General features: G+C 41.1%; 23 protein-coding genes. All 23 read left to right on the forward strand.

The features are described 5' to 3' along the window. Nucleotides 1-56: 56 nt before the first annotated feature. The 23 genes from rpsL to rpsE all read left to right on the forward strand — a co-directional run bounded on the left by rpsL (nucleotide 57) and on the right by rpsE (nucleotide 13,094). Complete coding sequence (rpsL, locus tag L6421_RS01745) at nucleotides 57-431, forward strand: 30S ribosomal protein S12 (protein WP_237262257.1); 375 nt, start codon at nucleotides 57-59, stop codon at nucleotides 429-431. Between the two features lie 63 nt (nucleotides 432-494). After that, nucleotides 495-968, forward strand: coding sequence for a 30S ribosomal protein S7 (gene rpsG / locus L6421_RS01750; protein WP_237262258.1), 474 nt, complete (start codon nucleotides 495-497; stop codon nucleotides 966-968). 60 nt (nucleotides 969-1,028) lie between these two features. Then, on the forward strand, nucleotides 1,029-3,131 hold the full coding sequence (gene fusA, locus L6421_RS01755) for an elongation factor G (RefSeq protein WP_237262259.1): 2,103 nt from the start codon (nucleotides 1,029-1,031) through the stop codon (nucleotides 3,129-3,131). 64 nt (nucleotides 3,132-3,195) lie between these two features. Beyond that, nucleotides 3,196-4,386: an elongation factor Tu gene (gene tuf, locus L6421_RS01760; protein ID WP_237262248.1), complete on the forward strand. Its 1,191-nt coding sequence runs from the start codon at nucleotides 3,196-3,198 to the stop codon at nucleotides 4,384-4,386. A gap of 167 nt (nucleotides 4,387-4,553) precedes the next feature. Next, entirely contained in the window at nucleotides 4,554-4,865 is a 312-nt protein-coding gene (gene rpsJ, locus L6421_RS01765; protein WP_029406733.1) for a 30S ribosomal protein S10, read from the forward strand. 61 nt (nucleotides 4,866-4,926) lie between these two features. Further along, the gene (gene rplC / locus L6421_RS01770; protein ID WP_237262260.1) at nucleotides 4,927-5,562 is read left to right on the forward strand and encodes a 50S ribosomal protein L3; all 636 of its coding nucleotides are present in this window, start codon (nucleotides 4,927-4,929) and stop codon (nucleotides 5,560-5,562) included. Nucleotides 5,563-5,572: 10 nt separating this feature from the next. Then, complete coding sequence (rplD, locus tag L6421_RS01775; RefSeq protein WP_237262261.1) at nucleotides 5,573-6,193, forward strand: 50S ribosomal protein L4; 621 nt, start codon at nucleotides 5,573-5,575, stop codon at nucleotides 6,191-6,193. Continuing rightward, on the forward strand, nucleotides 6,190-6,486 hold the full coding sequence (gene rplW, locus L6421_RS01780) for a 50S ribosomal protein L23 (protein WP_237262262.1): 297 nt from the start codon (nucleotides 6,190-6,192) through the stop codon (nucleotides 6,484-6,486). The genes rplD and rplW overlap by 4 nt, the downstream gene beginning before the upstream one ends. 11 nt (nucleotides 6,487-6,497) lie before the next feature. Further along, nucleotides 6,498-7,328: a 50S ribosomal protein L2 gene (gene rplB, locus L6421_RS01785; protein ID WP_237262263.1), complete on the forward strand. Its 831-nt coding sequence runs from the start codon at nucleotides 6,498-6,500 to the stop codon at nucleotides 7,326-7,328. 12 nt (nucleotides 7,329-7,340) lie between these two features. Beyond that, the gene (gene rpsS, locus L6421_RS01790) at nucleotides 7,341-7,616 is read left to right on the forward strand and encodes a 30S ribosomal protein S19 (protein WP_040726415.1); all 276 of its coding nucleotides are present in this window, start codon (nucleotides 7,341-7,343) and stop codon (nucleotides 7,614-7,616) included. Between the two features lie 12 nt (nucleotides 7,617-7,628). Continuing rightward, the gene (gene rplV, locus L6421_RS01795) at nucleotides 7,629-7,961 is read left to right on the forward strand and encodes a 50S ribosomal protein L22 (protein WP_237262264.1); all 333 of its coding nucleotides are present in this window, start codon (nucleotides 7,629-7,631) and stop codon (nucleotides 7,959-7,961) included. A gap of 11 nt (nucleotides 7,962-7,972) precedes the next feature. Then, nucleotides 7,973-8,653: a 30S ribosomal protein S3 gene (gene rpsC / locus L6421_RS01800; RefSeq protein WP_029406740.1), complete on the forward strand. Its 681-nt coding sequence runs from the start codon at nucleotides 7,973-7,975 to the stop codon at nucleotides 8,651-8,653. 14 nt (nucleotides 8,654-8,667) lie between these two features. Next, nucleotides 8,668-9,081, forward strand: a complete 414-nt coding sequence (rplP, locus tag L6421_RS01805) for a 50S ribosomal protein L16 (RefSeq protein WP_237262265.1) — start codon at nucleotides 8,668-8,670, stop codon at nucleotides 9,079-9,081. Then, nucleotides 9,082-9,273, forward strand: a complete 192-nt coding sequence (gene rpmC, locus L6421_RS01810) for a 50S ribosomal protein L29 (RefSeq protein ID WP_237262266.1) — start codon at nucleotides 9,082-9,084, stop codon at nucleotides 9,271-9,273. Between the two features lie 2 nt (nucleotides 9,274-9,275). Further along, a complete protein-coding gene (gene rpsQ, locus L6421_RS01815; protein WP_237262267.1) occupies nucleotides 9,276-9,539 on the forward strand; it encodes a 30S ribosomal protein S17 in 264 nt (87 codons plus the stop codon). 150 nt (nucleotides 9,540-9,689) lie between these two features. After that, nucleotides 9,690-10,058, forward strand: coding sequence for a 50S ribosomal protein L14 (gene rplN / locus L6421_RS01820; protein WP_237262268.1), 369 nt, complete (start codon nucleotides 9,690-9,692; stop codon nucleotides 10,056-10,058). 10 nt (nucleotides 10,059-10,068) lie between these two features. Next, nucleotides 10,069-10,383 (forward strand): 50S ribosomal protein L24, encoded by a 315-nt coding sequence (gene rplX, locus L6421_RS01825; protein ID WP_237262269.1) that lies wholly within the window; start codon nucleotides 10,069-10,071, stop codon nucleotides 10,381-10,383. 14 nt (nucleotides 10,384-10,397) lie between these two features. Then, nucleotides 10,398-10,937: a 50S ribosomal protein L5 gene (gene rplE / locus L6421_RS01830; RefSeq protein WP_237262270.1), complete on the forward strand. Its 540-nt coding sequence runs from the start codon at nucleotides 10,398-10,400 to the stop codon at nucleotides 10,935-10,937. A gap of 9 nt (nucleotides 10,938-10,946) precedes the next feature. After that, nucleotides 10,947-11,252, forward strand: a complete 306-nt coding sequence (gene rpsN, locus L6421_RS01835; protein WP_237262271.1) for a 30S ribosomal protein S14 — start codon at nucleotides 10,947-10,949, stop codon at nucleotides 11,250-11,252. Between the two features lie 12 nt (nucleotides 11,253-11,264). Continuing rightward, a complete protein-coding gene (gene rpsH, locus L6421_RS01840) occupies nucleotides 11,265-11,660 on the forward strand; it encodes a 30S ribosomal protein S8 (protein ID WP_237262272.1) in 396 nt (131 codons plus the stop codon). Nucleotides 11,661-11,670: 10 nt separating this feature from the next. After that, nucleotides 11,671-12,204 carry a 50S ribosomal protein L6 gene (gene rplF / locus L6421_RS01845; protein ID WP_237262273.1) on the forward strand — a complete coding sequence of 178 codons (534 nt, stop codon included), beginning with the start codon at nucleotides 11,671-11,673 and terminating at the stop codon, nucleotides 12,202-12,204. Between the two features lie 12 nt (nucleotides 12,205-12,216). Then, nucleotides 12,217-12,570, forward strand: coding sequence for a 50S ribosomal protein L18 (gene rplR / locus L6421_RS01850; protein ID WP_029406750.1), 354 nt, complete (start codon nucleotides 12,217-12,219; stop codon nucleotides 12,568-12,570). A 14-nt stretch (nucleotides 12,571-12,584) separates the two neighbouring features. Next, entirely contained in the window at nucleotides 12,585-13,094 is a 510-nt protein-coding gene (gene rpsE / locus L6421_RS01855) for a 30S ribosomal protein S5 (RefSeq protein ID WP_237262274.1), read from the forward strand.

The raw sequence follows: 13,094 nt of genomic DNA on the forward strand, positions 1-13,094 counted from the left end.
TACCAGGCCTGCACTTTCGTATATGTAAGAGTTAATCTCAAATTTGGAGAATATTAATGGCTACTATTAACCAGTTGGTGCGTAAGCCGCGTAAAGATAAGCGTAAAGTTTCAAACGTTGCAGCGTTACAGGCATGTCCTCAGCGTCGTGGTGTTTGTACGCGTGTTTATACAACAACCCCTAAAAAGCCAAACTCTGCTCTGCGTAAAGTTGCGCGTGTACGTTTAACGAATGGTTATGAAGTTGCTTCCTACATTGGTGGTGAAGGTCATAACCTACAAGAGCACTCGGTAATTTTAATCCGTGGTGGTCGTGTAAAAGATTTACCTGGTGTGCGTTATCACACAGTTCGTGGTGCATTAGATTGCGCTGGCGTATCTGAGCGTAGACAAGGTCGTTCTAAGTACGGTGCGAAGCGTCCTAAAGGCTAATAAAAGCTTTTAAACATACGTTTTGCAACAATTTGTGTTCAATTTATACCGGAAGAGTTAAGAATGGCAAGAAGAAGAGAAATACCAAAACGTCAGGTTCTACCTGATCCTAAGTTTGGTGATACAACGTTAACAAAGTTTGTTAACATGATTATGGTTAGCGGTAAAAAAGCCGTTGCTGAAAAAATCGTTTATGATGCTTTAGATATTTTAGTCGAGCGTAAGAAAGGTGGCGAACAAGCTGCTTTATTAAGAGAAGCATTAGATAACATTGGTCCAATGGTTGAGGTTAAATCTCGCCGTGTAGGTGGTGCAACTTATCAGGTTCCTGTTGAAGTTCGTCCAGACCGTAAAATTGCGTTAGCGATGCGTTGGCTTGTAGAAGCTTCACGTAAGCGTAGCGAAAAAGGTATGATGCTAAGATTGGCTGGTGAGTTAGGTGACGCACTGGAAAATCGTGGTTCAGCTATCAAGAAAAAAGAAGATACCCATAGAATGGCTGAGGCTAACAAAGCCTTCTCTCATTTCCGTTGGTAATCTGAAGAGGGCCCTAATTAGGGCCTTTGTTATTTATGTTTTAACGAAAAGGTTAATAAAGTGGCACGTACAACCCCTTTAGATAGATATCGTAATATCGGTATCATGGCCCACATTGATGCGGGTAAAACAACAACTACAGAACGTATTCTGTACTATACCGGTGTGTCTCACAAAATTGGTGAGGTTCATGACGGTGGTGCGACTATGGACTGGATGGAACAAGAGCAAGAGCGTGGTATTACAATCACTTCAGCAGCGACAACTTGTCACTGGAGTGGTATGGCTAAGCAGTATCCACAGCACCGTATCAATATCATCGATACTCCAGGTCACGTTGACTTCACTATCGAAGTTGAACGTTCTCTACGTGTATTAGATGGTGCGGTAACTTGTTTCTGTTCAGTATCTGGTGTTGAGCCACAGTCTGAAACTGTATGGCGTCAAGCAGATAAATACGGTGTTCCTCGTATGGGCTTCGTTAACAAAATGGACCGTGCAGGTGCAAACTTCTTGAACGTAAACCAGATGGTTATTGATCGTTTAGGTGCTAATCCTGTTCCAATGCAGTTACCTATCGGTGCTGAAGAAACTTTCTGTGGTGTAGTTGACCTTGTGAAAATGCAAGCTATCTATTGGGCGGAAGAGAACATGGGTATGGAATATCGTTATGAAGATATCCCAGCAGACATGGTTGAGTTAGCTCAGGAATGGCGTGAAAAGATGGTTGAATCTGCTGCTGAAGCAACAGAAGAGCTAATGGATAAGTACCTTGATGAAGGTGATTTGTCTGAAGAAGATATCAAAGCTGGTATCCGTAAGCGTTGTATCGACGTTGAAATCGTTCCAATGTTCTGTGGTTCTGCATTCAAAAACAAAGGTGTTCAGACTCTGCTTGATGCTGTAATCGATTACATGCCTGCGCCAATGGATGTTCCTGCGATTCAAGGTGAACTTGAAGACGGAACTGCTGCTGAGCGTCATTCAACTGATGATGAGCCGTTTGCTTCATTAGCATTCAAAATCATGACTGACCCATATGTTGGTACTTTAACGTTCTTCCGTGTCTACTCTGGTGTGTTGACGGCAGGTAGCCCTGTTTATAACTCAACAAAAGAGAAGCGTGAGCGTATCGGTCGTATCTTACAGATGCACTCTAACTCTCGTGAAGAGATTAAAGAAGTGCGTGCTGGTGATATCGCTTGTGCGGTAGGTCTAAAAGATACGACAACGGGTGATACTTTATGTGATCCTGACAACAAGATCGTTCTTGAACGTATGGATTTCCCAGAGCCAGTTATCTCAATTGCTATCGAGCCTAAAACTAAGCCTGACCAAGAGAAAATGGGTATGGCGCTTCAGAAGTTAGCGGCAGAAGATCCTTCTTTCCGTGTACATACTGATGAAGAAACGAATCAGACTATCATCTCTGGTATGGGTGAGCTTCACCTGGATATCATTGTTGACCGTATGAAGCGTGAGTTCAAGGTTGAAGCAAATATCGGTGCTCCGCAGGTTTCTTATCGTGAAACAATCAAGACAGCGGTTGAAGCAGACGGTAAGTTTGTACGTCAGTCTGGTGGTCGTGGTCAGTATGGTCATGTTGTCTTCAAGATTGCTCCTCGTGAAGCAGGTAGTGGTTTTGAATTCATCAACTCTATCGTTGGTGGTGCGGTACCTCGTGAATATATCGGTGCTGTTGAGAAAGGTGCTAAGGCTCAGTTGGAGAATGGTGTAATCGCTGGTTTCCCACTTGTTGATGTTTCTGTTGAGTTAATCGATGGTTCATACCATGATGTTGACTCGAACGAAATGGCGTTCTCTGTAGCGGCAGGTATGGGTATCAAGAATGGTGTTGTAAAAGCGAACCCAGTAATTCTTGAGCCTATCATGAAAGTTGAAGTGACTACTCCAGAAGAATACATGGGTGATATCATCGGTGACCTTAACCGTCGTCGTGGTATGGTTTCTAGCATGGATGATATTCCTGCTGGTAAGTCTATTAAGGCTGAAGTACCATTATCAGAAATGTTTGGATATTCAAACCAGATGCGTTCATTGACTCAAGGTCGTGCAAACTACAGCATGGAGTTTTTGAAGTACAATGATGCACCTAAGAATATTCAGGATGAAATCATCGCAAGCGCCCAGAAAGGCTCTTAATCTTTATTAATTTTTATCTTGGCTTACCTTGGGGTAAGCCTTTGCTTAATATAGGTATTTTAAAATGGCAAAAGAAAAGTTTGAACGCTCGAAACCGCACGTAAACGTTGGTACTATCGGTCACGTTGACCATGGTAAGACAACTCTAACTGCGGCATTAACAATTGTACAAGGTAAGAAATTCGGTGGAGACGTAAAAGACTACGCTTCAATCGATAACGCACCAGAAGAGCGTGAGCGTGGGATTACAATCTCAACAGCACACGTTGAGTACGAATCAGAAACTCGTCACTACGCACACGTAGACTGCCCAGGCCACGCTGACTATGTTAAAAACATGATCACTGGTGCTGCACAGATGGATGGCGCAATCCTGGTTTGTTCAGCGGCTGATGGACCAATGCCACAGACTCGTGAGCACATCCTATTATCACGTCAGGTTGGTGTACCATACATCGTTGTATACCTAAACAAAGCTGACATGGTTGATGATGAAGAGCTAATGGAATTAGTAGAAATGGAAGTTCGTGAACTTCTAGATATGTACGAATTCCCAGGTGACGACACTCCAGTAATCATGGGTTCTGCACTTAAAGCAATCGAAGGTGACCAGTCTGAAATCGGTGAACCATCAATCGGTCGTCTAATCGAAGCTCTAGATACTTATATCCCTGAGCCTACTCGTGAAACAGACAAGCCATTCCTAATGCCTGTAGAAGATATCTTCTCAATCCAGGGTCGTGGTACGGTTGCAACTGGTCGTGTTGAAACGGGTGTTGTAAAAGTGGGTGAAGAGATCGAAATCGTTGGTATTCGTCCTACTCAAACAACAACAGTAACTGGTGTTGAAATGTTCCGTAAGCTTCTAGACCAAGGTGAAGCTGGTGATAACGTTGGTATCCTATTACGTGGTACTAAGCGTGAAGACATCGAGCGTGGACAAGTTCTAGCACACAAAGGTACTGTTAAGCCACATACTAAGTTCGAAGCTGAAGTATATGTATTAGGTAAAGACGAAGGTGGACGTCACACTCCATTCTTCAACGGTTACCGTCCACAGTTCTACTTCCGTACAACTGACGTAACTGGTGCTTGTGAGCTACCAGCAGGTGTTGAAATGGTAATGCCTGGTGATAACGTACAAATGACTGTAGAGTTAATCAACCCAATCGCGATGTCAGACGGTCTACGTTTTGCAATCCGTGAAGGTGGACGTACAGTTGGTGCAGGTGTTGTTGCTAAAATTATTGAATAATTTTTAGTTAACAAATTATCTGTATAAAAAAGGGAGCTTCGGCTCCCTTTTTTGTTTGTAACTAAAGGGTTGTTTTTATTTAAAATAATTGCTATAATCCGCTCCCTTAGTTTGTATGCCTTGATTTGGCGTGCTTTTCTATATTTTAAATAAATGAGAAGAATATTATGGCGACTCAAAATATTCGTATTCGCTTGAAAGCTTTTGATCATCGTTTGATTGATCAATCTGCTCGTGAAATTACGGAAACTGCAAAAAGAACTGGTGCGCAAGTACGCGGTCCAATTCCTATGCCAACTCGTAAAGAGCGTTTTACAATTTTGATCTCTCCGCATGTTAATAAAGATGCTCGTGATCAGTACGAAATTCGTACCCACAAGCGTCTGTTAGACATCGTTGATCCAACAGAAAAAACTGTTGATGCATTGATGAAGTTAGACTTAGCTGCTGGTGTAGACGTTCAATTGGAACTACGTTAATTCGTAGATAGCTGGTCATCAATCGTAATGACTCGCAACTATATAATAATGAGGTAATGATATGAGTATTGGTATCATTGGTAAGAAAATCGGAATGACTCGTGTATTTAATGACGAAGGTATTTCTACTCCTGTAACAGTAGTGGAAGTTCAGCCTAATCGTATTACACAGATTAAGACATTAGAGACTGATGGTTATTCTGCGATTCAGGTTACCACTGGATCAGTGCATGCAGGTCGCGTAAGCAAGCCTGCTGCAGGGCATTTTGCGAAAGCAGGTGTTGAAGCTGGTAAAGGGCTTTGGGAATTCCGCGCAGATGATTCTGAGATGGAAGGTCTTGAAGTTGGTTCTGAGTTAACTGTAGAGCGTTTTTCAGACATCGCTGTTGTTGACGTAACTGGTACTACTAAAGGTAAAGGTTTCCAAGGTGGTATTAAGCGTCATAACTTCAGTATGCAAGATGCTACTCACGGTAACTCTATCTCTCACCGTTCTAACGGTTCTATCGGTCAGAACCAGACTCCAGGTCGCGTTTTCAAAGGAAAGAAAATGTCTGGCCATATGGGTGATGTTAGACAAACAACACAGAACTTGGATTTAGTTAAGGTTGATGCAGAAAATGGTCTATTGTTGATCAAAGGTGCAGTACCTGGTGCTAAGAATAGTACTGTCATTGTTCGTAAAGCTGTTAAGTAAGGTGGGCATGATGGATTTAAAATTAATCGAATTAGCTTCTGGTAAAGAAAACGGCACTGTTGCTGTTTCTGATGCCTTATTTGGTGTTGACTTCAATGAAGCACTTGTTCACCAAGTAGTTACTGCATATATGAATGCAGGACGTCAAGGAACTAAGGGTCAAAAGAATCGTGCTGCCGTAAGCGGTGGTGGTGCTAAGCCTTGGAACCAAAAAGGAACTGGTCGTGCACGTGCCGGAACTATCCGTAGCCCTATTTGGGTTGGTGGTGGACGTGCGTTCCCTGGGCATAACCGTGATTTCTCACAAAAAGTAAACAAAAAAATGTACCGTGGTGCGATGCGTTCTATTTTCGCTGAACTAAACCGTACAGGACGTTTAATCGTTGTTGATGATTTCAAAGTTGATGCTCCAAAGACTAAAGAATTTAATGCAAAACTTGCACAGTTAAATATTTCTGATGCATTGGTTATCACTGAAGGTTTTGATGAATATTTGTATTTATCAGCACGTAACCTTTATGGTGCGGATGTATGTGATGTTGCGTCTATCGACCCTGTAAGCCTGATTGGTTTCCAAAACGTTGTTATGACTCAAGGTGCAGTTAAGCAGCTAGAGGAGCAATTAGCATGAATCAAGAAAGAATTCTAAAAGTATTGCTAGCACCGCATGTATCAGAAAAATCAGCGATTATGGCTGATGCGGCTGGACAGTACGTGTTTAAGGTTTTACCTTCAGCAACTAAAACAGAAGTAAAGCAAGCAGTTGAGTCTTTATTTGAAGTTAAGGTTCAGTCGGTAAATATGATTAACCTTAAAGGTAAGCGTAAAGTTTTCAAAGGTCGTCAAGGACAGCGTAATGGTGTGCGTAAAGCTATCGTTCGTTTAGCTCCTGGTCAAGACATTGACTTCGCTTCAGCTGAATAAGGAGTTCACACATGGCAATTGTAAAAAAATCTAAACCGACTTCTCCAGGTCGTCGATTTGTTGTAAGTGTTGTTGAGCCAAGTTTACATAAAGGTAAACCTCATTCAGCTTTACTAGAAAAGAAATCAAAATCAGGTGGTCGTAACAATAACGGTCGTATCACAGTTCGTCATCAAGGTGGTGGTCATAAGCAACACTACCGTATGGTTGACTTCAAGCGCTCTAAAGCTGGTGTGCCAGCAACTGTTGAGCGTTTAGAATACGATCCTAACCGTACTGCTCACATTGCATTGTTAAAATATGCTGATGGTGAGCGTGCATACATTATTGCGCCTAAGAATCTAGCTGCAGGTGATGTGGTTGAGACTGGTGAACACGTAGCAATTAAAGTTGGTAACTGTCTGCCATTACGTAATATCCCAGTTGGAACAATTGTTCACAACTTGGAAATGCGTCCTGGTAAAGGTGCTCAAATTGCACGTAGTGCTGGTTCTTCAGCTTCTATCGCTGGTAAAGATGGACAGTATGTTCTAGTTCGTCTACGTTCTGGTGAAATGCGTAAGATTCTTGCTGAATGTAAAGCAACTATCGGTGAAGTTGGTAACTCTGAACATAGCCTACGTAAGTTAGGTAAGGCTGGTGCTAAGCGCTGGCGTGGTGTTCGTCCTACTGTTCGCGGTGTTGCGATGAACCCTGTTGATCACCCGCATGGTGGTGGTGAAGGTCGTACTTCTGGTGGACGTAACCCTGTTACTCCATGGGGTGTTCCGACTAAAGGTAAGAAGACTCGTAGCAATAAACGTACTGATGGAATGATCGTACGTCGTAGAAACAAAAAATAAGGAAGGACACTGATGCCACGTTCAGTTAAAAAAGGACCTTTTGTTGATCATCACTTATATAAAAAAGTGGTAGAGGCACAAGAATCTGGTAATAAACGTCCAATTAAGACATGGTCACGTAGATCTATGATCTTACCTGATATGATCGGTTTAACAATCGCTGTTCATAACGGTAAAGAGCATATTCCTGTTTTCGTATCTGAAAACATGGTTGGCCATAAATTGGGTGAATTTTCAATGACTCGTTATTATCGCGGCCATGCTGCGGATAAGAAAGCTAAGCGCTAATAGGGGAATAATATGCAAGTAAGTGCAACACATAAATTTGCTCGTATCTCTCCACAAAAAGCTCGCTTGGTAGCAGACTTAATCCGTGGTAAAGATGTAGAGACAGCAGTTAATATTTTAGCATTCAGTGATAAGAAGGCTGCAAGCCTAATTAAAGCAGTATTAAATTCTGCAATCGCAAACGCTGAGAATAACGAAGGTGCTGATATCGATGAATTAAAAGTTACTGCAGCATATGTAAATGCTGGGCCTATCATGAAGCGTATGCGCGCTCGTGCAAAAGGTCGTGGTAACCGTATTTTAAAACGTATCAGTCACATCACTGTCACTGTTGGCGATAAGTAAGGAGAATCAGAATGGGTCAAAAAGTTCATCCTATTGGGATTCGTCTTGGAATCACAAAAGATTGGAATTCTCGTTGGTATGCGGATAGCAAAAACTATTCTGATAATTTAATCAGTGATGTTGAGATTCGTAACGAATTGAATGAGAAACTAAAGCATGCATCTGTAAGCAAGATTAATATCGAGCGTGTAGCTAATGGTGTTCGTGTAACAATCCATACAGCTCGTCCAGGTGTTGTTATTGGTAAGAAAGGTGAAGATATTGAGAAGTTAAAGCAAGCTTTAACTGCAAAAACTGGTTTACCAGTAAATATCAACATCGAAGAAATTAAAAAGCCTGAATTAGATGCTAAGTTAGTTGCTGAAAGTATTGCTCAGCAATTAGAAAAGCGTATCCAGTTCCGTCGTGCTATGAAGCGTGCTGTAGGTAATGCAATGCGTATCGGTGCTGAAGGGATCAAGGTTACTGTTTCAGGTCGTCTAAACGGTGCTGATATTGCACGTGCAGAATGGTATAGAGAAGGACGTGTTCCTCTTCACACTTTCCGTGCAGATATCGACTATGCTACTTTTGAAGCAGATACTACTTACGGTAAAATTGGCGTAAAAGTATGGATCTTTAAAGGTGAGAAGCTTGGTAAGCTTGCATTGGATGATAATAATCAATCTAAGGGCAAAAAAGGCCGTAAATAAAAGGATAACTAACTATGTTAATGCCTAAACGTACTAAATTTAGAAAAGTACACAAAGGACGTAACCGTGGTTTGGCGCAAGTCGGAAACAAAGTTAGCTTCGGTGATTTCGGTCTTAAAGCCTTAGAGCGCGGAAGAATGACTTCACGTCAGATCGAAGCTGGTCGTCGTGTTATGACTCGTCACGTTAAGCGTGGTGCAAAAATTTGGATCCGTGTATTCCCTGATAAGCCAATCACTAACAAACCTCTTGAGGTTCGTATGGGTAAAGGTAAGGGTAGTGTGGAGTATTGGGTAGCTCAAATTCAACCTGGTCGTATTCTTTTTGAGATGCAGGGTGTAAATGAGTCTTTAGCACGCGAAGCATTTGCGCTTGCAGCGGCTAAACTACCTTTTAAAACACAAGTTGTAACAAGAACGGTGATGTAAATGACTGCTAAAGAATTAAATGAAAAAACAGTTGAAGAGCTTAGAGCTGAATTGCTTAATCTTTTGAAAGAGCAATTTAATCTAAGAATGCAAAATGCAACTGGTCAGTTATCTAATTCGGCGCAATTGAAAACGACTCGTCGTACAATTGCTCGAGTTAAAACCATCATTCGTCAAAAAGTGAGTAAGTAAAGATGGCTGGTCAAGAAAGTAAAGCACGTACAATGCAAGGTGTTGTTGTTAGCAATGGTATGCAAGATTCTATCGTTGTTTCTATCGCACGTTTCATTAAGCATGCAAAATACAAAAAATTCGTTAAAAAATCTACTAAGGTTATGGCGCATGACGCTGACAACGCTTGTGGTGTTGGAGATACAGTTACTATTCAAGAAACTGCACCAATCTCTAAGAACAAGTCTTGGGCTTTAGTGAGTATCGACGAAAAAGCAAAAATCTAAGTTTTATAGCATTTCCGAAAATTATCTGTTATAATTCTCGGAATCTACTTAGCCACTTTAAAGAATAAGCCTGATTAATAGATTAGGAACTGTTCTTTTTGGTGGTTTTTGTGCTGTAAGTAATTTTTAGTTTATGGATGGAGTACCACCATGATTCAGATGCAAACTATACTTGATGTTGCTGATAACAGTGGGGCCAAACGTGTCCAATGCATCAAGGTATTAGGCGGTTCACACCGTCGTTACGCAAGTATTGGTGACGTAATAAAAGTGAGCGTAAAAGAAGCTGCGCCACGTGGAAAAGTGAAGAAAGGTGATGTTTATAACGCCGTTGTTGTTCGTACAGCTAAGGGTGTTAGACGTCAAGATGGTTCTTTGATTAAGTTTGATGGCAACGCTGCTGTAATTCTTAACGCTAAAAAAGAGCCTATCGGAACACGTATCTTCGGCCCAGTAACTCGTGAGTTACGAAACGACAAGTTTATGAAAATCGTTTCTTTAGCTCCTGAAGTTCTATAAGGAAGACGTAATGAATCGTTTAAGAAAAGGTGATGAAATTATCGTTATTACTGGTAAAGACAAGGGGAAGCGTGGTTCTGTTTCTTCTGTTCTTGCTAACGGTAAAGTTCTGGTAGATGGTATCAACCTAGTAAAGAAGCATACTAAAGCAAACCCAATGACTGGTGCGCAAGGCGGTATCGTTTCTAAAGAGATGCCTATCGATGCCTCAAATGTGGCTTTAGTTAATCCTGAAACAAATAAAGCTGACAAAGTTGGTTTTAAAGTTGAAGGTGATTCTAAAATCCGCTTCTTTAAATCTAATGGTAAAGCGGTTGACGCTTAATTAAGGGTATAAAGATGGCAAGATTACAAAAAATGTATAAAGAGCAAGTTGTTTCTAAATTAGTAGAACAATTTGGTTACAAGTCTCCAATGCAAGCTCCTAAGTTGACGAAAATCACGATCAACATGGGTGTTGGTGAAGCTATTGGCGACAAAAAAGTTTTAGATAATGCTATTTCTGATATGGAAGCTATTTCTGGTCAGAAAGCAATGAAGACTTTAGCTCGTAAATCAGTTGCTTCCTTCAAGGTCCGTGATGGATACCCTCTAGGATGTAAAGTGACTTTACGTGGTGAAAAGATGTATGAGTTTTTAGATCGTCTTATCAATATCGCGTTACCTCGTGTACGTGACTTCCGTGGTGTAAACCCGAAAGCATTTGATGGTCGTGGAAACTACAATTTAGGCCTTAAAGAGCAAATTATTTTCCCTGAAATCGAGTTTGAAAAAGTTGATAAAATCCGCGGGATGGATATTAACTTCGCAACTACTGCACAAACTAACGATGAAGCGAAAGCTCTTTTAGAAGCCTTTAACTTTCCGTTTAAGAAATAGAGGTTTCTAATGGCTAAGCAATCAATGATTATGCGTGAAGCAAAGCGCGCAAAAACAGTTGCTAAATATGCAGAGAAACGTGCTGCATTAAAAAAAGCATCTGTAGATATGTCTTTGAGTTTCGAAGAGCGTATGGATGCAATGGATAAGCTAGCAGCTCTTCCAAGAAATGCATCGCCTGTTCGTCAACGTAATCGTTGTCGTATTACAGGGCGCCCACACGGTGTTTATAGAAAATTTGGATTGTCACGTAACATGCTAAGAGAGTTAGCTATGGCAGGTGATGTTCCTGGACTAAGAAAAGCCAGTTGGTAAGGATAATTATCTATGAGTATGTCTGATCCAATTGCTGATATGTTAACTCGTATTCGTAACGGCCAAATGGCTGGTCACGCTAACGTTGTAATGCCTTCTTCTAAGTTAAAAGTAGCAGTAGCTAAAGTTTTATCTGATGAAGGTTTTATTTCTACATTCAGCATTAATGAGAATGAAGGTAAATCTGAACTTTCAGTTGACCTTAAATATTTTGATGGTAAACCAGTAATTGACATGATTAAACGTGTAAGCCGCCCAGGTCTACGTGTTTATAAAAACAAAGATGAGTTACCAAAAGTAATTGGCGGTCTTGGTATCGCTGTAATTTCAACGTCAAAAGGTATTATGACTGACCGCGATGCTCGCCAAGCTGGTATCGGTGGCGAAGTTATTTGCTACGTAGCATAAGGAAAATATTATGTCTAGAATTGCAAAAGCTCCAGTGAACTTACCTGCAGGTGTAGAAGTATCTATTGATGGTACTACTGTAACTGTTAAAGGTTCTAAAGCATCTCTAACTAAAGAGTTTCACTCTTCTGTTATTGTTAAGAACGAAGATGGCGTTGTTAACTGTTCACCTGTAGACGGTGCGGCTAATGGTTGGGCTCATGCAGGTACTGCACGTTCAATCATTAACAACATGGTTGTTGGTGTTACAGATGGTTATGAAAAGAAATTAGAGTTAGTTGGTGTTGGTTACCGTGCTAAAGCAGCAGGTAATGTGTTAGACCTAACATTAGGTTTTTCACACCCAGTTCAACATGCGTTACCTGAAGGTATCACTGTTGAAACTCCAACCCAAACTGAAATTGTTGTAAAAGGTGCAGATAAGCAAGTTGTTGGACAAGTTGCTGCTGAAATCCGTGCATATCGTCCACCAGAGCCTTATAAAGGTAAGGGTGTTAAATATGCTGGTGAGCGCATTTTACGTAAAGAAGCTAAGAAGAAATAAGGCTGAGTTGATATGGATAAGAAAACAGCCCGTCTTCGTAGAGCTAAGAAAACTCGTGGAAAAATTAACGAGCTTAAAATGCCTAGACTTTGCGTTCACCGCACGTCACAGCATATTTATGCACAGCTAATTTCAGCTACGGGTTCTGAAGTAATTGCTTCAAGCTCTACTGTACAAGCGGACGTTAAAAAAGAAATTAGTAACAGTGGTAATAAAGATGCTGCTGCTGCAGTAGGTAAAGCAATTGCTGAAAAAGCAAAAGCTGCCGGTATTACAGCTGTTGCTTTTGACCGTTCTGGTTTTAAATATCACGGACGCATCCAACAATTAGCAGAATCAGCCCGTGAAAACGGTCTTGAATTTTAATAGAAGGATTAATTATGTCTTCACGTGAATTACAAGACGGACAAGATGGTCTAATTGAGAAGTTAGTAAACGTTCGTCGTGTTGCTAAAGTTGTAAAAGGTGGTCGTGTATTCGCATTCTCAGCACTAGCAGTTGTTGGTGATGGAGAAGGTCGAGTAGGTTACGGTAGCGGTAAAGCTAACGAAGTACCAGTAGCGATCAAAAAAGCAATGGAAAAAGCACGTCGTAACATGAAAGACGTACATCTTAATAACGGTACTATCCAATACCCAATTAACTTCAAGCAAGGTGCAGCTAACATTGTTATGCTTCCTGCTTCTGAAGGTACTGGTGTTATTGCTGGTGGTGCTATGCGTGCAGTATTAGAAGCTGCAGGTGTTAAAGATGTACTTTCTAAATGTGTAGGTACTACACGTCCAGTTAACGTTGTTCGTTCTACGGTTAATGCATTAACAGGTATTTCAAGCCCTGATTATATTGCAGCTAAACGTGGTAAAACAGTTTCTGAAATTGTAGGTGAGTAA

The organism is Thiomicrorhabdus immobilis (assembly GCF_021654855.1).
GTDB lineage: Bacteria > Pseudomonadota > Gammaproteobacteria > Thiomicrospirales > Thiomicrospiraceae > Thiomicrorhabdus > Thiomicrorhabdus immobilis.

Bases quoted from the DNA above. Each gene is read 5' to 3' on its own strand.
- rpsL (WP_237262257.1), top strand. From the start codon at position 57: ATGGCTACTATTAACCAGTTGGTGCGTAAGCCGCGTAAAGATAAGCGT.
- rpsG (WP_237262258.1), top strand. From the start codon at position 495: ATGGCAAGAAGAAGAGAAATACCAAAACGTCAGGTTCTACCTGATCCT.
- tuf (WP_237262248.1), top strand. From the start codon at position 3,196: ATGGCAAAAGAAAAGTTTGAACGCTCGAAACCGCACGTAAACGTTGGT.
- rpsJ (WP_029406733.1), top strand. From the start codon at position 4,554: ATGGCGACTCAAAATATTCGTATTCGCTTGAAAGCTTTTGATCATCGT.
- rplC (WP_237262260.1), top strand. From the start codon at position 4,927: ATGAGTATTGGTATCATTGGTAAGAAAATCGGAATGACTCGTGTATTT.
- rplD (WP_237262261.1), top strand. From the start codon at position 5,573: ATGGATTTAAAATTAATCGAATTAGCTTCTGGTAAAGAAAACGGCACT.
- rplW (WP_237262262.1), top strand. From the start codon at position 6,190: ATGAATCAAGAAAGAATTCTAAAAGTATTGCTAGCACCGCATGTATCA.
- rplB (WP_237262263.1), top strand. From the start codon at position 6,498: ATGGCAATTGTAAAAAAATCTAAACCGACTTCTCCAGGTCGTCGATTT.
- rpsS (WP_040726415.1), top strand. From the start codon at position 7,341: ATGCCACGTTCAGTTAAAAAAGGACCTTTTGTTGATCATCACTTATAT.
- rplV (WP_237262264.1), top strand. From the start codon at position 7,629: ATGCAAGTAAGTGCAACACATAAATTTGCTCGTATCTCTCCACAAAAA.
- rpsC (WP_029406740.1), top strand. From the start codon at position 7,973: ATGGGTCAAAAAGTTCATCCTATTGGGATTCGTCTTGGAATCACAAAA.
- rplP (WP_237262265.1), top strand. From the start codon at position 8,668: ATGTTAATGCCTAAACGTACTAAATTTAGAAAAGTACACAAAGGACGT.
- rpmC (WP_237262266.1), top strand. From the start codon at position 9,082: ATGACTGCTAAAGAATTAAATGAAAAAACAGTTGAAGAGCTTAGAGCT.
- rpsQ (WP_237262267.1), top strand. From the start codon at position 9,276: ATGGCTGGTCAAGAAAGTAAAGCACGTACAATGCAAGGTGTTGTTGTT.
- rplN (WP_237262268.1), top strand. From the start codon at position 9,690: ATGATTCAGATGCAAACTATACTTGATGTTGCTGATAACAGTGGGGCC.
- rplX (WP_237262269.1), top strand. From the start codon at position 10,069: ATGAATCGTTTAAGAAAAGGTGATGAAATTATCGTTATTACTGGTAAA.
- rplE (WP_237262270.1), top strand. From the start codon at position 10,398: ATGGCAAGATTACAAAAAATGTATAAAGAGCAAGTTGTTTCTAAATTA.
- rpsN (WP_237262271.1), top strand. From the start codon at position 10,947: ATGGCTAAGCAATCAATGATTATGCGTGAAGCAAAGCGCGCAAAAACA.
- rpsH (WP_237262272.1), top strand. From the start codon at position 11,265: ATGAGTATGTCTGATCCAATTGCTGATATGTTAACTCGTATTCGTAAC.
- rplF (WP_237262273.1), top strand. From the start codon at position 11,671: ATGTCTAGAATTGCAAAAGCTCCAGTGAACTTACCTGCAGGTGTAGAA.
- rplR (WP_029406750.1), top strand. From the start codon at position 12,217: ATGGATAAGAAAACAGCCCGTCTTCGTAGAGCTAAGAAAACTCGTGGA.
- rpsE (WP_237262274.1), top strand. From the start codon at position 12,585: ATGTCTTCACGTGAATTACAAGACGGACAAGATGGTCTAATTGAGAAG.